Annotated in this window: 21 protein-coding genes; 15 read left to right on the top strand and 6 right to left on the bottom strand. The window is 62.3% G+C overall.

The genetic code is table 11. The features are described from left to right. The first annotated feature begins 77 nt into the window (after positions 1 to 77). The 7 genes from dksA (at position 78) to I6L36_RS09110 (ending at position 5,781) form a co-directional block, all read left to right on the top strand. Positions 78 to 527, top strand: a complete 450-nt coding sequence (gene dksA / locus I6L36_RS09080; RefSeq protein WP_029314801.1) for an RNA polymerase-binding protein DksA — start codon at positions 78 to 80, stop codon at positions 525 to 527. 109 nt (positions 528 to 636) lie between these two features. After that, positions 637 to 1,539, top strand: coding sequence for a tRNA glutamyl-Q(34) synthetase GluQRS (gene gluQRS, locus I6L36_RS09085; RefSeq protein ID WP_109113001.1), 903 nt, complete (start codon positions 637 to 639; stop codon positions 1,537 to 1,539). A 100-nt stretch (positions 1,540 to 1,639) separates the two neighbouring features. After that, the gene (gene pcnB, locus I6L36_RS09090) at positions 1,640 to 3,139 is read left to right on the top strand and encodes a polynucleotide adenylyltransferase PcnB (RefSeq protein WP_052815237.1); all 1,500 of its coding nucleotides are present in this window, start codon (positions 1,640 to 1,642) and stop codon (positions 3,137 to 3,139) included. Positions 3,140 to 3,149: 10 nt separating this feature from the next. Continuing rightward, a complete protein-coding gene (gene folK, locus I6L36_RS09095; protein WP_045521936.1) occupies positions 3,150 to 3,647 on the top strand; it encodes a 2-amino-4-hydroxy-6-hydroxymethyldihydropteridine diphosphokinase in 498 nt (165 codons plus the stop codon). A gap of 20 nt (positions 3,648 to 3,667) precedes the next feature. Beyond that, complete coding sequence (gene panB / locus I6L36_RS09100) at positions 3,668 to 4,462, top strand: 3-methyl-2-oxobutanoate hydroxymethyltransferase (protein ID WP_103858011.1); 795 nt, start codon at positions 3,668 to 3,670, stop codon at positions 4,460 to 4,462. Between the two features lie 96 nt (positions 4,463 to 4,558). Then, a complete protein-coding gene (gene panC / locus I6L36_RS09105; RefSeq protein WP_010675575.1) occupies positions 4,559 to 5,413 on the top strand; it encodes a pantoate--beta-alanine ligase in 855 nt (284 codons plus the stop codon). Positions 5,414 to 5,433: 20 nt separating this feature from the next. Then, positions 5,434 to 5,781 (top strand): putative quinol monooxygenase, encoded by a 348-nt coding sequence (locus tag I6L36_RS09110; protein WP_109112835.1) that lies wholly within the window; start codon positions 5,434 to 5,436, stop codon positions 5,779 to 5,781. Between the two features lie 60 nt (positions 5,782 to 5,841). Here the strand turns inward: I6L36_RS09110 and I6L36_RS09115 are convergent, their stop codons facing one another. The 3 genes from I6L36_RS09115 to hpt all read right to left on the bottom strand — a co-directional run bounded on the left by I6L36_RS09115 (position 5,842) and on the right by hpt (position 8,172). Then, positions 5,842 to 6,615, bottom strand: coding sequence for an ABC transporter permease (locus I6L36_RS09115; protein ID WP_010675577.1), 774 nt, complete (start codon positions 6,613 to 6,615; stop codon positions 5,842 to 5,844). Next, on the bottom strand, positions 6,612 to 7,529 hold the full coding sequence (locus I6L36_RS09120) for an ABC transporter ATP-binding protein (protein ID WP_109112834.1): 918 nt from the start codon (positions 7,527 to 7,529) through the stop codon (positions 6,612 to 6,614). The genes I6L36_RS09115 and I6L36_RS09120 overlap by 4 nt, the downstream gene beginning before the upstream one ends. A gap of 112 nt (positions 7,530 to 7,641) precedes the next feature. After that, complete coding sequence (gene hpt, locus I6L36_RS09125) at positions 7,642 to 8,172, bottom strand: hypoxanthine phosphoribosyltransferase (protein ID WP_010675579.1); 531 nt, start codon at positions 8,170 to 8,172, stop codon at positions 7,642 to 7,644. Between the two features lie 201 nt (positions 8,173 to 8,373). Between hpt and I6L36_RS09130 the strand changes: the two genes are divergently transcribed. Next, complete coding sequence (locus I6L36_RS09130) at positions 8,374 to 8,988, top strand: TetR/AcrR family transcriptional regulator (protein WP_029314803.1); 615 nt, start codon at positions 8,374 to 8,376, stop codon at positions 8,986 to 8,988. 73 nt (positions 8,989 to 9,061) lie between these two features. On the opposite strand, the gene I6L36_RS09135 is transcribed toward I6L36_RS09130, so the two are convergent. After that, positions 9,062 to 9,673: a flavin prenyltransferase UbiX gene (locus I6L36_RS09135; RefSeq protein ID WP_104452301.1), complete on the bottom strand. Its 612-nt coding sequence runs from the start codon at positions 9,671 to 9,673 to the stop codon at positions 9,062 to 9,064. Further along, positions 9,670 to 11,040, bottom strand: coding sequence for a UDP-N-acetylmuramate:L-alanyl-gamma-D-glutamyl-meso-diaminopimelate ligase (gene mpl, locus I6L36_RS09140; RefSeq protein ID WP_104452300.1), 1,371 nt, complete (start codon positions 11,038 to 11,040; stop codon positions 9,670 to 9,672). The genes I6L36_RS09135 and mpl overlap by 4 nt, the downstream gene beginning before the upstream one ends. Before the next feature lie 233 nt (positions 11,041 to 11,273). On the opposite strand from mpl, the gene ppa reads away from it, so the two are divergent. Then, positions 11,274 to 11,804: an inorganic diphosphatase gene (gene ppa, locus I6L36_RS09145; protein ID WP_005335667.1), complete on the top strand. Its 531-nt coding sequence runs from the start codon at positions 11,274 to 11,276 to the stop codon at positions 11,802 to 11,804. A gap of 25 nt (positions 11,805 to 11,829) precedes the next feature. Here the strand turns inward: ppa and I6L36_RS09150 are convergent, their stop codons facing one another. After that, positions 11,830 to 12,180, bottom strand: coding sequence for a hypothetical protein (locus I6L36_RS09150; RefSeq protein ID WP_010675583.1), 351 nt, complete (start codon positions 12,178 to 12,180; stop codon positions 11,830 to 11,832). A 123-nt stretch (positions 12,181 to 12,303) separates the two neighbouring features. Here I6L36_RS09150 and I6L36_RS09155 point away from each other — a divergent pair, with 123 nt between their 5' ends. The 6 genes from I6L36_RS09155 to I6L36_RS09180 all read left to right on the top strand — a co-directional run bounded on the left by I6L36_RS09155 (position 12,304) and on the right by I6L36_RS09180 (position 16,882). Further along, complete coding sequence (locus I6L36_RS09155) at positions 12,304 to 13,182, top strand: hypothetical protein (RefSeq protein WP_010675584.1); 879 nt, start codon at positions 12,304 to 12,306, stop codon at positions 13,180 to 13,182. Positions 13,183 to 13,387: 205 nt separating this feature from the next. After that, on the top strand, positions 13,388 to 13,930 hold the full coding sequence (locus tag I6L36_RS09160) for a YtfJ family protein (RefSeq protein WP_010675585.1): 543 nt from the start codon (positions 13,388 to 13,390) through the stop codon (positions 13,928 to 13,930). 43 nt (positions 13,931 to 13,973) lie between these two features. After that, complete coding sequence (locus I6L36_RS09165) at positions 13,974 to 14,264, top strand: hypothetical protein (protein WP_109112833.1); 291 nt, start codon at positions 13,974 to 13,976, stop codon at positions 14,262 to 14,264. A 36-nt stretch (positions 14,265 to 14,300) separates the two neighbouring features. Further along, complete coding sequence (locus I6L36_RS09170) at positions 14,301 to 14,885, top strand: DUF2796 domain-containing protein (RefSeq protein WP_183148895.1); 585 nt, start codon at positions 14,301 to 14,303, stop codon at positions 14,883 to 14,885. A 4-nt stretch (positions 14,886 to 14,889) separates the two neighbouring features. Continuing rightward, positions 14,890 to 15,576, top strand: coding sequence for an ABC transporter ATP-binding protein (locus tag I6L36_RS09175; RefSeq protein ID WP_201957025.1), 687 nt, complete (start codon positions 14,890 to 14,892; stop codon positions 15,574 to 15,576). A gap of 58 nt (positions 15,577 to 15,634) precedes the next feature. Beyond that, positions 15,635 to 16,882, top strand: a complete 1,248-nt coding sequence (locus tag I6L36_RS09180; protein WP_109113075.1) for an ABC transporter permease — start codon at positions 15,635 to 15,637, stop codon at positions 16,880 to 16,882. Positions 16,883 to 16,885: the final 3 nt, after the last annotated feature.

The following is a 16,885-nucleotide window of genomic DNA, read 5'->3' on the forward strand; positions in this document are numbered from 1 at the left end:
CCGTTGACCCTTCTGCTATAGATGTCGCCCTCAATTTATGGATGGCACGGGTAGCGTGCTGAATTAGGAGACAGGGCATGCCAACAGGCGAAAACAGGAAATCTCTGGGCCCCCTGGCCATTGCGGGTGTAGAGCCTTACCAGATGAAAGCCGGTGAGGAGTACATGAATGACCAACAGAAGGTACATTTTCGCAAGATCCTGGGAGCCTGGCGCAACCAACTGATGCAGGAAGTTGACCGCACCGTCGACCACATGAAGGATGAGGCTGCCAACTTCCCGGATCCCGTGGATCGCGCCGCGCAAGAAGAAGAGTTTGCTCTCGAACTGCGCACCCGCGACCGTGAACGCAAGCTGATCAAGAAGATCGAGAAAACCTTGCTGCTGCTCGAAGAAGATGACTTCGGTTACTGCGAGCATTGCGGCATCGAGATCGGCATCCGCCGTCTGGAAGCCCGTCCGACCGCAGACCTCTGCGTGGACTGCAAGACGCTGGCCGAGATCAAGGAAAAACAGATGGCTGGCTGATGCCGCCCATCCACAGGAACGAAAAGGGAGCCCAGGCTCCCTTTTTTATTGAGCTTTTGGTCGGGCCGTCCCAGAATGCAGCCTCAATGCATCGCCTACCCGAATTGCCATGGTCATGACATCCCCCCCCTCCCGACGCCCCTATATGGGCCGCTTCGCCCCCTCACCGTCCGGTCCGCTCCACTTCGGATCCCTGGTCGCCGCCCTTGGCAGCTTCTTGCAGGCCAGGGCACAGCAGGGACGCTGGCTGGTGCGCATCGAAGACATCGACCCCCCGCGGGAGATGCCGGGAGCGGCTGACCTTATCCTCACCACCCTGGAGGCACACGGTCTTGGCTGGGATGGGGAGGTGATGTTCCAGAGCGCGCGCCATGGCCGCTATGACGAGATCATCGATCAGCTCTATCGGGCCGGGGCTCTCTACTGGTGCCGCTGTACCCGACGCGAAATCATGGCCTCAGGGGGGTTCTACAACGGTCATTGCCGCACCCTGGGGCTGACCGCCGAGGGGTGTGCCGCCCGTTTGCGCCAGCACCACCCGGTCTATCGGTTCGAGGATGCGCTGCAGGGAGAGATCACCGTCCCCGCGGCGCTGGCGGAGGAGGACTTCATCGTGCGCCGCCGGGACGGGCTCTACGCCTACAACCTGGCGGTGGTGGTGGATGACATTGACAGCGGCATCACCGAGATCGTCCGTGGCGCCGATCTGCTGGAACCCACGGTGCGCCAGATTGCCCTCTACCAGACCCTGGGGGCAGAGGTGCCCGCCTGGGTGCACTTGCCGCTGGCGGTGCAAGCGGATGGCAACAAGCTCTCCAAGCAGAACCATGCGCCGGCGCTGTCGCAGGACGAGGTACGACCGGCCCTGTGGCAGGCGCTGCACTTTCTCGGTCAGTGCCCGCCGCCCGAGCTGATGGCGAGCCGGATCGACGAGATCATCGGCTGGGGCATCGCCCACTGGCAGCTGGCCCGGGTGCCCCGCCAGCAGAAGATCCCGCAAGGGCAAAGCTAGCCCCGGCTGCATTTCTTGCCCCAAAGGGACCAATCAAGGGGAAGCAGGCCACACCGTTTCTCATTTGGTTGGGGCTGAGCTATGATAGGCCGCTATTTTTTTGGCCTCCCGTCAATTTGAAGTCATAACGAGGTGTACCATTTTTTCCCAGATCGCAAACTTTTGCCGCAAAGTGCTCGGCAAGGAAGACGGCGAGCAGTCGGTGGAGTCCCCTATTCCGGCCCGTGTCGCCGGACAGCGCCGTACCTTGAGCCGTGACCAGCACCCGATTTCGCGCAAAGAGATCAGCGAGAATGCCCTCAAGGTGCTCTATCGCCTGAACAAGGGGGGCTATGAGGCCTACCTGGTCGGCGGCGGCGTCCGTGACCTGCTGCTCGGGAAGACCCCCAAGGATTTCGACATCGCCACCGACGCGACGCCGGAGCAGATCAAGGCGCTGTTCAGCAACTGCCGCCTGATTGGCCGCCGTTTCCGCCTGGCCCACATCGTCTTTGGTCGTGACGTGATCGAAGTGGCCACCTTCCGGGGTCACCACCATCAGGTCAATACCAGCAAGCATGTGTCGGCCCAGTCCGATGAAGGCATGCTGCTGCGGGACAACGTCTACGGCACCATCGAAGAGGATGCCGAGCGTCGCGACTTTACCGTCAACGCTCTCTACTACAGCGCCAAGGATTTCACCCTGCACGATTTCGAGGGTGGGCTGGAAGACCTGGCCGCGCGTAGACTGGAGCTCATCGGCGACCCCGAGACCCGCTACCGGGAAGATCCGGTGCGGATGCTGCGTGCCGTGCGCTTCGCCGCCAAGCTCGACATGACCATCAGCCCGCGCACCGCCGCGCCCATCCGGGAGCTGGCCCCGCTGCTGCAGGACATCCCGGCCGCCCGCCTGTTCGAGGAGACCCTCAAGTTGTTCCTGGCGGGGGACGGTCTGGCCACCTACAAGCTGCTGCGGGAATACGGGCTGTTCCAGCCGCTGTTCCCCCAGGTAGCCGCCCTGTTCACGCCCCACGGCAACTCGCCCTACGAGCAGTTCATCGAGCAGGCGCTGATGGACACCGATACCCGGGTCCGTGAAGAGAAGCGCGTCACTCCCGCCTTCCTCTACGCCACCCTGCTGTGGGGCGCCGTCGAGGCCCGCGGCCGCGTGCTGGAAAACGAGAGCGGTCTGCCCTGGTACGATGCCTTCATGCTGGCCATCAACGAGGTGCTCGACAACCAGGTGAGGATCATCGCCGTGCCGCGCCGCTTCACCACGGACGTGCGCGACATCTGGGCCCTGCAGCAGCGCCTGACCCGCCGCCAGGGCAAGCACCCCGAGCGCGCCATGGAGCACCCGAAATTCCGTGCGGCCTTCGACTTCCTGTTGCTGCGCAACCGGGTCGAGCGCGGCCTCGGCGAGCTGGCGAGCTGGTGGGAGCGCTATGTGGCCTCCAACCCGGATGTGCGCCCGCAACTGCAACGGGAGGCGACCCGCCGCCCGGCAAGCGGTGAGCGCGGTCAGGCCGGTGAGGCCCGCAGCAACGATGGCGAGAAGCGCAGCGGCAATGGCCGCAACCGCCGTCGCCCCCGCCGCCGCAAGCCGAAGTCGGCAGAGTAAGGATCCGCCGATGATCGAGGTCTTCGTCGCCATCGGCTCCAACCTGGCCGACCCCCTCGGCCAGGCTCGTCGCGCCATCGCCGCGCTGGCGACCCTGCCTGAGTCCGAGCTGCTGCAGACCTCCCACCTTTACGGCAGCCGCCCCATGGGCCCTGCGGATCAGCCGGACTACATCAATGCCGTGGCGCGCCTTGCCACTCGCCTCAGCCCTCTGGCGCTTCTGGACGAGCTGCAGCGCATCGAGCAGGCACAGGGGCGAGTGCGCAAAGATGAGCGCTGGGGCCCCCGGACCCTGGATCTCGATCTGCTGCTGTACGGTGACGAGGTCATCCGACATGAGCGCCTGACTGTGCCTCACTATGGCATGAAGGAGCGGGAGTTCGTCCTGCTGCCCCTTGCCGAGATAGCCCCCTCCCTGGTGCTGCCCTGCGGCACCCCGCTCACCGAACTGGTTGCCCGCTGCCCGCGCAATGGACTCGCGATCCTGGCCGGTGCAGCAGGCGAGTAGAGAAGAGTAGGAACAACGTAATGAGCAAGATCACCATTACCCACCTGCAGAAGATGAAGCAGGACGGACAGAAAATCACCGCCATCACCGCCTATGACGCCACCTTCGCCAAGCTGTTCGACGACGAGGGCGCCCAGGTGCTGCTCATCGGCGACTCCCTCGGCATGGTATTGCAGGGCGGAGACGACACCCTGGCGGTCAGCATGGACGAGATGGTCTATCACACCCGCTGCGTGGTGCGCGGCACCACCAATGCCCTGGTGGTGACCGACATGCCGTTCATGAGCTACGCCACCCCGGAGCAGACCTACCAGAACGCGGCGCGCCTGATGGCGGCCGGTGCCCGCATGGTGAAGATGGAAGGGGGGGACTGGCTGTGCGACTCCATCCGCCACCTGACCCGCAACGGGGTGCCGGTGTGCGGCCATCTCGGCCTGACCCCGCAATCCGTCCACGTGTTTGGCGGCTTCAAGGTGCAGGGGCGCGACGAGTTCCACGCCCAGGAGATCTACCGCCAGGCGCTGGAGCTGCAGGCGGCCGGCATCCAGTTGCTGGTGCTCGAGTGCGTGCCCGTCTCTCTGGCAGAGCGCATCACCAAGGCGCTGCGCATTCCGGTGATCGGCATCGGTGCCGGCCCTGCCACCGACGGCCAGATCCTGGTGATGCACGATGCCTTCGGCATCACCTCGGGTTATGTGCCCAAGTTCACCAAGAACTTCCTGGCCGAGACCGGTGACATGCGTGCCGCCATTCGTCTCTATGTGAAGCAGGTGAGCGAGGGGACCTTCCCCGGCCCCGAGCACTGCTTCAACTGACTTTCTGTCGTCATGAGCGCGGGGGTCTGTGCCCCCGTCTCGCCCTCCCCCCTGACGACCCCCTCTTTTATTGATTCATCTGAAGGTGAACTGACGATGTTGGTTGTGAACAATCCCGCCGCGCTGCGCGAGCAGATCGGTCAATGGCATCGCGAAGGCCGCGCCATCGCATTCGTGCCCACCATGGGCAATCTGCATCAGGGTCATCTCACCCTGGTCGAGGAGGCCCGCCGCCATGGCGACAAGGTGGTGGTCAGCATCTTTGTGAACCCCTTGCAGTTCGACAAGGCCGAGGATCTCGCCAACTACCCCCGCACCCTGGAGCAGGATTGCGCCGCCCTGGAGGCCGCCGGTGTCGACCTGGTCTTCACCCCGACGCCGGAGATCATGTATCCCCAGGGGCTCGCCAGCCAGACCTTCGTCGAGGTGCCCGGCATCTCCAGCCTGCTGGAAGGGGCGCTGCGCCCGGGGCATTTTCGCGGGGTCAGCACCGTGGTCACCAAGCTGTTCAATCTGGTACAGCCGAACGTGGCCTGCTTTGGCGAGAAGGATTACCAGCAGCTCGCGCTCATTCGTAAGATGGTGGCCGACATGGCCATGCCCATCGAGATCGTGGGCGTGCCGACCGTGCGGGCCGAAGACGGGCTTGCCCTCTCTTCGCGCAACGGCTATCTGACCGCTGCCGAACGGGCCATTGCCCCCGAGCTCGCGCGCACCATGAACTGGATTGCCGAGCAGATTGAAGCGGGGAACAGTCACCTCCCCTCCCTGGTTGCCCAGGCCAGCCAACGCCTCGACAACGCGGGATTCAGGACGGATGCCATCGACATCGTCGATGCCGACACCCTGGAATCCGCCAGCGCCGAGAGCCAGCGCCTGGTGATCCTGATGGCCGCCTATCTGGGCAAGGCCCGCCTCATCGACAACCGAGTCGTCGCCCTGCGGGGTTGAGACACGGCAAGGAGACCACGATGTCCAAGAAGGTTTACTGCATCGCCCAGTTCCAGCCCAAGCCGGGCCAGGAGCAGGCCCTGTTCCGCGTCCTGCAAGGGCTCGAACCCGACACCCTGCGTGAAGATGGCTGCCTGCAGTACATCGTCACCCGCCATATCCATAGCCCCTTTGCTGAGGGGGAGAGCTTCCCCATCGTCTTCAACGAGATCTGGCGCGACATGGCGAGCTTCGAGGCCCACTGCCAGCGCGCCGGTATCAAGGCCTTCTTCGAGCGCTACTGCCTCGCGGATGATGGCCTCGCGGCCAAGTGGAACGTCTGCGTCTACAGCGACGAGCCCTCAGACTACGATGCCCCGGCCCTCTGAGACCGACATGTGCAAATAAAAAGGCGCCCGAGGGCGCCTTTTTGCTGGCGGGTGTGCGCCTCAGTGGCGCAGACCGGTGCCGCGGGAGATGAGCCACCAGGCCATCCCGTAGAGCACCAGGATGAAGCCGATGATGATGAGATAGGCGGTGCCGAGGGGCACGTCGGAGATCCCGAGGAAGCCGTAGCGGAACGCGTTCACCATGTAGATGATGGGGTTCACCTGGGAGACCCCCTGCCAGAACGGCGGTAGCAGGGTGATGGAGTAGAAGACGCCCCCCAGATAGGTCAGGGGAGTCAGGATGAAGGTCGGGATGATGCTGATGTCATCGAACGACTTCGCGAACACCGCGTTGATGAGCCCCCCCAGGGAGAAGAGGATGGAGGTGAGCAGCACGGTCACGCAGACGCTGAACAGGTGATGGATCTGCAGCGGCACGAAGAACAGCGACACCAGGGTGACGATGAGGCCGACACAGAGGCCGCGCGCCACGCCACCGCCCACATACCCCGCGATGATGATGTAGTTGGGCACCGGCGCCACCAGCAGCTCCTCCACGTTGCGCTGGAACTTGGCGCTGTAGAAGGAGGAGGCGACGTTGGAGTAGGAATTGGTGATGACCGACATCATGATGAGGCCGGGCACGATGAACTCCATGTAGCTGAAGCCACCCATGTCACCGATGCGCGAGCCGATGAGGTTGCCGAAGATGACGAAGTAGAGGCTCATGGTGATGGCGGGCGGCACCAGGGTCTGGATCCAGATCCGGGTGAAACGGCTCACTTCCTTGGCCAGAATGCTCTTGAAGGCGATGTAATAGGTCATGGGGTTCATGCTTTGCGACCCTCCTCTACCAGATTGACGAACAGCTCTTCCAGCCGGTTCGCCTTGTTGCGCATGCTGAGCACCTTCACCCCCTGGGCGGAGAGCTGCTCGAACAGGCTGTTGAGGGACTGGCTCTTCTCCAGTTCCACTTCCAGGGTGTTCTCATCCTGCATCCGGCCGTTGAACTCGGGCAGGGCCGGTACGATGGAGCCCGGCACCAGATCCAGCAGGAAGGTCTCGCGACCCAGCTTGCCGAGCAGGCTCTTCATGCTGGTGTTCTCGATGAGACGGCCCTTGTCGATGATGCCGATGTTGCGGCACAGCATCTCGGCCTCTTCCAGGTAGTGGGTGGTCAGGATGATGGTCACCCCCTGCTCGTTGAGATCCTTGAGGAAACTCCACATGGAACGGCGGATCTCGATGTCCACCCCGGCGGTCGGCTCATCCAGGATCAGCAGCTTGGGCTCATGCATCAGGGCGCGGGCGATCATCAATCGGCGCTTCATGCCACCGGAGAGAGTGCGAGCCGCCATGTCGCGCTTGTCCCACAGATCGAGCTGGCGCAGGTACTTCTCGGCGCGCACCTTGGCCTCGGCCCGCGGCACTCCATAGAAACCGGCCTGGTGAGTCACTATCTGGCTCACCTTCTCGAACTGGCTGAAGTTGAACTCCTGGGGCACCAGGCCGAGCTGGGACTTGGCCAGCTCCAGATCGGTATCGATGTCATGACCGAATACCTTCACCTGGCCGGCACTCTTGTTGACCAGTGAGCTGATCACGCCGATGGTGGTGGATTTGCCCGCCCCGTTGGGACCGAGCAGGGCGAAGAAATCCCCCTGTTTGACGGTGAGATCGATGCCCTTGAGGGCTTCGACGCCCCCCTGATAGGTCTTCTTCAGACCGCTGATTTCCAATGCGTTCATTGCAACCCCTGTGATGGATGAGCCCATCTCGAGACAGAAAAGGCGGCTGTGACGCCGCCTGAAGACAGTCGATGGCGGGCCGGCCAGCCTGCCTTGCTACTTCGGACCCGGCTTACTCTTGCGGTACGACCTTGCCGATGAAGGGCAGGTTACGGTACTTCTGGGCGTAGTCAATGCCACAGCCCACCACGAACTCGTCCGGGATAGAGAAGCCAAGCCAGTCCACCGGCACCTGAACCTCGCGGCGGGACGGTTTGTCCAGCAGGGTGCAGATGGCCAGGGATTTCGGCTCGCGCAGAGAGAGGATCTCGCGCACCTTGTTGAGGGTGTAACCGGTGTCGATGATGTCCTCCACGATCACCACGTCCTTGCCTTTGATGTCGTCATCCAGATCCTTGAGGATGCGCACGTCACGGGTACTGTGCATGCCGGAGCCATAGCTGGAGGCAGTCATAAAGTCCAGGGTGATGGGCAACTGGCACTGACGGCAGAGATCCGCCAGGAAGACGCAGGAGCCGCGCAACAGGCCGATCATGACCACTTCCTCGGAGCCCTGGTAACGGGCGGTAATCTCTTCACCCAGCGTGGCGATCCGGGCTGCAACCTCGGCCTCGGGGATCATCACCTCGACAATGTGTTTCATCACATACTCCAATAATGACCAAAGGGTTATTGGCCGTTCATTAACGTCAAAACCGAGGATTCTACCACTCCAACCAGTGGGCGTCAGGCATACGTGATGCTTTTATCGGCTTATTTTAATTGATAGAGTTAGCAAGCCTTCGGGCATTATCGGTGACAATACTATAAACACCATAATCAATAACTATTAGATGAAAAAACTATGGAACCACGCGCAGAAATAAGACGTCGAACCCGGCTTTCGCCGGAGGCTCGCCGTGATCAATTGATGGAGTGTGCCGTCGAGGTATTTTCCCGTCGCGGCATCGGCCGTGCGGGGCATGCCGAGATAGCCGAACAGGCAAAGGTCTCGGTTGCGACCGTTTTTAACTATTTCAATACTCGTGAAGATCTGGTCGACGAAGTGCTGACAGAAATCGAAGCCTTCGTACAGCAGATCCTCGAACAGGCCTACAACGGTCAGGGCTCCGCCAGGGAGAGCATTCACCGCCACGTGAAGCTGTTCGTTGACGCCGCCTATGACAAGCCCGATCACGCCAGCATCTGGCTGGAGTGGAGCTCCTCGGTGCGGGAAGAAGTGTGGCCTCGCTACACCCGGCTGCTGGACAAGGCGCTGGAACGCATTGCCCCCCACCTGCAACGGGCCATCGACAACGGCGAGATCCAGAGCGTGCTGTCGGCGCAGGATCTGGCCCGCTCCCTGACCGGTTTTGGCTATGTGATGATGCAGATGATCAATCAGCCGCAGCGTCCGAGCCGGGAAGAGGTGACAGACTTCCTGTTCAAGTACGTGACGGCCCCCATCCAGGCCAGCTGACTCGTGCAGATGTTGACAAAGCGGCGCCGGGCTTTACAGCCCGGCGCCGCTTTTTTGTCCGCTCCCCACCGTATCAGTGGTTGGCATAACCCCAGCGACTGGTCAACTCATGCTCGACACCCAGATGATCGAGGATGCGGGCGACCATGAAGTCCACCAGATCCTCGATGCTTTTGGGTTCATGGTAGAACCCTGGCGCCGCCGGCATGATGGTCACGCCAAGACGGGCAAGCTTGAGCATGTTCTCCAGATGGATCGCCGAGAAGGGGCTCTCCCGGGGCACCAGGATGAGCTGGCCGCGCTCCTTGATCACCACGTCCGCCGCCCGCTCCAGCAGGTTGTCCGAGGTGCCGTTGGCAATGGCCGAGACGGTGCCCATGGAGCAGGGGCAGACCACCATCTGTTTGGGGGCCGCCGAGCCGGAGGCCACCGGCGAGAACCACTCCTCCTTGCCGCAGGCGACGATCTGACCCTCTTTGGCACCATAATGGCGACAGAGGTACGCCGACAGCTCCCTGGGGGAGCCCGGCCAATCCTGCTGTTGCTCGGTCTTGAGCACAACCCTGGCCGCCGAGGAGGCGAGCAGGAAGATCCGATAGTCCGCCTGCACCAGGCATTCCAGAAGGCGCAGGGCATAGGGAGCGCCGGAGGCGCCGGTCAGCGCCAGGGTGATGGCCTTGTTCATGATGCGCTCTGCAGCTCCTTCAGGCGGGCGATCAGCTTGTCGTGAATGCCGCCGAAGCCGCCGTTGCTCATGATCAGAATATGATCCCCTGGGCGGCTCTCGGCCACCAGGGCGCCAATCAGGGCATCAAGGGCCTCGAATACCCGGGCAGGCCGGGTCATGTGGGCCGTCACCTCCCCCAGATCCCAGCCGATGTTGGGGGGCTGGAAGAAGAACACCTCGTCGGCACCGTCGAAGCAACCGGCCAGTTCCTCCTTGTGAACCCCGAGCTTCATGGTGTTGGAGCGGGGCTCCAGCACCGCCATGATGCGGGCCTTGCCCACCTTGGCGCGCAGGCCGCCCAGGGTGGTCTCGATGGCGGTGGGGTGGTGGGCGAAGTCGTCATAGACGCTGATGCCGGCCACTTCCCCTTTCAGCTCCATGCGCCGCTTGGGGGACTTGAACTGGCAGAGGGCGTTGATCCCGTGCTCCACCATGACACCGGCATGACGGGCGGCGGCGATGGCCATCAGACCGTTGTTGATGTTGTGCTCGCCGATGCACTCCCAGTGCACCTCCCCCTGTTTCACGCCATCCAGCCACACCTCGAAGGCGGAGCCGTCATCGGCCAGCTTCACCGCCTTCCACTTGGCGTCGTCCTGGCCCACCAGCTCCACCTCGCTCCAGCAGCCCATCTCGCGCACGGCGGTAAGGTTGTCATCACCTTTGGGGAAGAGCACCCGGCCGTTGCTCGGCACGGTGCGCATCAGGTGGTGGAACTGGCGCTGGATGGCGGCGAGATCCGGGAAGATGTCGGCGTGGTCGAACTCCAGGTTGTTCATCACCAGGGTGCGCGGGTGGTAGTGGACAAACTTGGATCGCTTGTCGAAGAAGGCGCAGTCATATTCGTCCGCTTCAATCACAAAGAAAGGAGCCGAGCCGAGACGGGCGGAAACCGGGAAGTTGCCCGGCACGCCGCCGATGAGGAAACCGGGTTCCAGCTTGGCATACTCCAGCACCCAGGCCAGCATGCTGGCGGTGGTGGTCTTGCCATGGGTGCCCGCGACGGCCAGCACCCAGCGATCCTTCAGCACGTGCTCCAGCAGCCACTGAGGGCCGGAGATATAGGGCAGATTGCGGTCCAGCACATATTCCACACAGGGGTTGCCACGGCTCATGGCATTGCCGATCACCACCAGATCCGGCGCCGGATCGAGCTGGGAGGGGTCGTAGCCTTCGGTCAGTTCGATGCCCTGTTGCTCGAGCTGGGTGCTCATGGGGGGATAGACGTTGGCGTCGGAGCCGGTCACCCGATAGCCAAGCTGTTTTGCCAACACCGCCAGACCACCCATGAAGGTGCCGCAGATCCCGAGAATGTGAATGTGCATACCGCTGCCTTTTCCAGTAAAGGGAGTGCGCATTCTAGGGTCTGTTGACCCGGTGGCACAAGCCGCGCCCATGGGGAGCGAAGGCATCGGCGCCCGCAGACGACAGAAATCGGGCAAGCGCGGGTAAAAGCCATCCTCCAGCACGCCACCCGGCCCTTGAAATATGGTCATTTGACGGGACATCGCTATAATGTCGGCCTGCAAACTTGACTCCAACACTCAAAGGAAACGTCATGAGCCTGAACCTGGTACCGGCCGGCAAGAGCCTGCCTGACGACATCTACGTCATCATCGAAATCCCGCAGAACGCCGACCCGATCAAATACGAAGTCGACAAGGACAGCGGCGCCATCTTCGTTGACCGTTTCATGTCCACCCCGATGTTCTACCCGTGCAACTACGGTTACGTGAACGCCACCCTGTCCCTGGACGGGGATCCGGTCGACGTGCTGGTTCCGACTCCCTACCCGCTGCTGGCCGGCTCCGTCATCCGCTGCCGCCCGGTCGGCGTGCTGAAGATGACCGACGAATCTGGCGAAGACGCCAAGATCGTGGCCGTACCCCACTCCAAGCTGACCAAGCAGTACGATCACATCCAGGATGTGAACGATCTGCCCGAGCTGCTGAAAGCCCAGATCCAGCACTTCTTCGAGCGCTACAAAGAGCTGGAAGCGGGCAAGTGGGTCAAGGTGGAAGGTTGGGGCGACAAGGCCGCTGCCGAAGCCGAAATCAAGACCTCTGCCGAGCGTTACGCTGCAAAATAAGCGTATTCCTCGCAAAAAAGGCGCCTTATGGCGCCTTTTTTATTGGTCGTTGCGGGGACGCTCCGGGGGGATCCCCCTGGATATAGAGGTCGCGCCCATTTTGCCGATAGGGGCGGTAATAGTCATCGCCGCAGCGATATTCCTGACCGGCACCTCCCACCAGATCGCAGTTGACCGGCAGCACCTCCAGCCACTTGATGGCCTGCTGGAATCGCAGCCACTCCTGCCATTCATGCTCCCGGGCCAGCTGATCCCGCAGGGCGAAGGTATCCGCGCTGGACAATCCCTGATTGACGATGACCTGCCCCGCCAGCGCCGGCGTGGCCACCAATATCAGCAGAAACCGTGAAACAAGCTTCATGATGATTTCCCCCATGACTTATTTCCTGAATTAAATTTAAAGTCAGATCAGATAATTACCAATATATCTGTCACCAGACCAATCCAAATGCCGGTCACTCACCTAGTTGTTTATTATCAACCCAGGCGGAGGCGCACCATGAAACTGGCACAAGGCTTTCTGTGCAGTCTGCTCTTCGGCACCATGGCGCAGGCCAACGAGATCAACCTGAGCTGGCAGTGGCAATCTGCAGATGGTCAGCAAAAGCACCTGCAATTGACGGCGGATGAGCGCACCTTTTCAGCCAGCCGTCACGAGATGACACAGCTCGACACCGCCCTCAACTTCCCGCTGGAAACACTCTACTCCTACATCAGTCCACGCCTCTACAACAGCATCAACCAGATCAACCAGCACAGCCCGGAGACGGCCACCAAGTTCCGCAACCTGGAACAGGCCTTTACCCTGCACGACAGCAGCCTCGAATCCGCCCAGTTCTGGCAGGCCTACCGGCAATATCAGGAGGACGCCTTCTACGAGATGCGGGTCCAGCCCTGCGTTCACCCGGCCAATCAGAAGCTGCCCTGTGTGCGCCCCAACTACTCCCAGCTGTTCTATCAGTTCAAGGGAGACCTCAAACCCCTGGCACAGCAGTTTTCGGCCAAGGATCTCGCCACCAGCGTCACCCTGCTGCAGGAGTGGCTGAGCGGCATCCCCACCCCCCCCGAGCAAATGGACCACTTCGCTCCGCCCTTGCAGGCCCTGCAGGACAACAAGGCCGACAGCGACGAGAAGGCGCTGCTCATGGCCAGTCTGCTGGCGGAGCTGGCGCCCCAGTACAGCCTCAGCATCATCTATCCGAACATCAGCATCGGCAGCGTCTCGCCGGCCTGGCTCGCCATCACGGCCGACAGCGGCCTTGAGGGAGACACCCTGGTGATCGGCAATCAGCGCCACGTGCTGCTCACCGGTTCTCCCCTGCTGGCCCAGCAGATGACCATGGCCCAGATTCCCTTGATCAGCGAACCGCTCTACTAGCCTCTTCTGACCATCACTTGCTTTTGATGGATGACATGCCATCCTTGCCGCCGTCATTGGGGGGATGGCGACCATGTTGACAAGATCACCGTCGCACCCTGCATTATTTAACACTTTTTAAACAGATCCGATCAGTTTAGGATGTTCAGGGTCCCATTCCCTCGACCCAAAAATCGTTATAACATCACAAAGGAGTGTCATCCGGATGAAACATCTAGTGCTTACTCTGGCGCTGCTGCCAACCCTGGTCATGGCCCACAACATCAAGGAATCAACCCAGGTGCCGCTGGTCAACATCAGCGACAAGGGGGAGCTGGTGCTCAAGGAGAAGGAGATCAGCTATCAGCCCTGGCAGAGCAAGGTCCTGACCGGCAAGGTCTTCCTGATCCAGCACATCGCGGGTCGCTCCAGCGCCAAGGAGCTCAATGCCCCCATGATCGAGGCGATCAAGGCGGCCAAGCTGCCCCACGACAAGTACCAGACCGTCACCATCATCAACAGCAATGACGCCATCTGGGGCACGTCCGGTTTCGTGAAGAGCAGTGCCGAGGACAGCAAGAAAGAGTTCCCCTGGTCCGCCATGGTGCTGGATGCCAAGGGGATGGCCCGCAACGCCTGGGCGCTCACCCCGGAAAGTTCGGCCATCATACTGCTGGATAAAGAGGGCAAGGTGCTGTTTGCCAAAGATGGCCAGCTCGATGCCGCCGAGATAACCAAGGTGATGGGGCTCATCCAGTCCCATCTCTGAATCAGAGAGAAGGGCGCTGATGGCGCCCTTTCCACAAGGGTCTATGGGTCGTTCCACACTGACAATCTGGGTGTTGCTGCTGGGCTGGTTGTGGATGCAACCGGCGCTGGCACAGCACCCTCTTGAAGCTGCCCTGCCCGATCACGGTCATGCCTGCACCTTCTGCGTCCTGCATCTGGATGGCAAGCTGGCACTGACGCCGACCCCCGTTCTCCCTTCCCTCTCCTTTGGCATCGACCGGTATATCGGCACTCCCCAACCGAGGGCGGCCACCGGCACCACGGGACATCGCCGTATCCGCGCCCCGCCGCCCCTTCATTGTTTCTTTTTTTGAACCAATCTTTTCTCTATTTATTCAAAAGGATTAACGATGAAAGCAGTCACCCTGTTGCTGGCCGCTGCCGCCTTCGGCGCCCAGGCCCATCACGACGAACACGAAAGCCACAGCCACGGTGCCCATGAGCACGGTCACGGCCACCTCAACCTGGTACTCGACGGCAACCAGCTGATGATCGAGTTGCAGGCCCCTGCCGCCGATCTGGTGGGCTTCGAGCATGCCGCCAACACCGATGAGGAGAAAGCGCAGTATGCCAAGGCGGTGGCCCGCCTCCAGCAGCCCGACGCCCTCTTCCGTTTCGACCCGGCCGCCGGCTGCAAGCTGACCCAGCAGGAGCTGCAGGCCGCCAAGGAAGATCATGACCATGAGCACGAGCACGAGCACGAGCACGACAAGGCTGATGGCGCTCACGATGAACACCATCACGACGACGCGGGCCATGCGGACATGGGAGCCATGTACACCTACACCTGCGCTACCCCGGCCAAGCTCACCGGTCTCGAGGCCACCCTGTTCAGCCTCTACCCGAGCCTGGAGAAGCTGAGCGTGCAGGGCATACTGCCCACCGGCCAGACCGCCGCCGAACTGACTCCGTCCGCCAACAAACTGGGCTGGTAACACCATGAAACATGCCGTGGTTGAGATCCGTGATCTGGCCTTTGCCTGGCCGGGTCACGAAGCCGTCCTCGATCTGCCCGCCCTTCGCATCCACGAGGGTGAGCGCGTCTTCATCAAGGGCCCATCGGGTTGTGGCAAGTCCACCCTGCTTGGGTTGCTGGCCGGTATCCAGACCGCCAACCACGGCACCCTGGAAGTGCTGGGCCAGCCCCTGGCCCGGCTTTCCGGCCGCGCCCGTGACCAGTTCCGGGCGGCCAATCTGGGGTACATCTTCCAGCAGTTCAATCTGCTGCCGTTTCTCTCGGTGCAGGACAACGTCACCGCTGCCCTCACCTTTTCACCCGCCAAGCGGGCCCGCCTGACAGGGAGCCCCGAGCAGGAGGCGCGCCGCCTGCTGGCAGAACTGCAACTGCCGGATGAGGCGCTCCATCACCCCGTCCACGCCCTCAGCATCGGCCAGCAGCAGCGAGTCGCCGCCGCCCGCGCCCTGATAGGCTCCCCTCCTCTGGTGATAGCCGACGAGCCCACCTCGGCCCTGGACACCGACAACCGGGCCGCCTTCATCCGGCTGCTGTTCGAGGAGTGTGACAAGCAGGGATCTACCCTGGTCTTCGTCAGTCACGATCCCTATCTGGAGCCCCTCTTCCCCCGGGTGGAGAACCTGCAACAGCTCAACCGGAGGGCGGCATGACCACACGCCATCATTTCGCAGCCCGTCCGGCCATCTCCCCTTCACTGCGGAGGCTCTCATGCTGAAACTCGCCCTGCAAAGTCTCTGGGCCCGTCGCCTCACCGCCGGGCTCACCCTGCTGGCCGTCGCCATCAGCGTCACCCTGCTGCTCGGGGTGGAGCGGGTGCGCAGTCAGGCACGGGACAGCTTCGCCAACACCGTCTCGGGCACCGATCTCATCGTCGGCGCCCGCTCCGGTCAGGTGAACCTGCTGCTCTATTCGGTGTTTCGCATCGGCAACCCCACCAACAACGTGGGCTGGGACTCCTACCAGGCCATCAAGGCCAGGCCCGATATCGCCTGGACCATCCCCCTCTCCCTTGGCGACTCCCACAAGGGGTTTCGCGTGCTCGGCACCAATGGGGACTACTTCACCCACCTGAAGTACGGCCAGCAGCAGGCGCTCGTCCTGCGCGAAGGTCGCCCCTTCGAAACACCGTTTGAAGCGGTGCTGGGTGCCCAGGTGGCCGAAAAGCTCGGCTATCACCTGGATCAATCCATCGTCATCGCCCATGGCGCCGGCAACACCTCGTTCAGCCAGCACGACAACATGCCGTTCAAGGTGGTGGGGATCCTGGCCCCCACCGGCACCCCCATCGATCGCACCATTCATGTGCCGCTGGCGGGCATAGAGGCGATCCACCTGGGCTGGGACACCGGTCGTCACAGCAAGAACGTGACCCCGGAACAGGCGATGGCGCTGGATCTCACCCCCAAGACCATCACCGCCTTCATGGTGGGGCTGAGCAACCGGATCCTGGCGTTCCAGTTGCAGCGCAGCGTCAACACCTATCCCAGGGAGCCCCTGATGGCCATCCTGCCGGGAGCCGCCCTGCAGGAGCTCTGGGGGCTGATGAGCGTGGCGGAGACCGCCCTGTCGGTGATCGCGGGCTTCGTGGTGGTGGCGGGCCTCATCGGCATGCTGACCACCCTGCTCGCCGGCCTCAACGAGCGGCGCCGCGAGCTCGCCATTCTGCGCTCCCTGGGGGCGGGACCTGCCCACCTCTTCCTGCTGCTGGCGCTGGAGGCGATGGCGCTCACCACGGCGGGCATCGCCCTCGGGGTGGCCGCGCTCTATCTCGGTCAGGGGCTTGCTAGCCCCTGGCTGCTCAGCCACTATGGCCTGCAAATGAGCCTGGGTCTGCCGAGCGCCTATGAGTGGCAACTGCTGGGCCTGGTCTGGCTGGCGGGCATGGTGATCGGGCTGCTGCCTGCCGCCCGCGCTTACCGCTACAGCCTGAGCGACGGCATGAGCATTCGCGTCTGACCC

This window comes from Aeromonas sp. FDAARGOS 1406 (genome assembly GCF_019048565.1).
Classification (GTDB): domain Bacteria; phylum Pseudomonadota; class Gammaproteobacteria; order Enterobacterales; family Aeromonadaceae; genus Aeromonas; species Aeromonas caviae.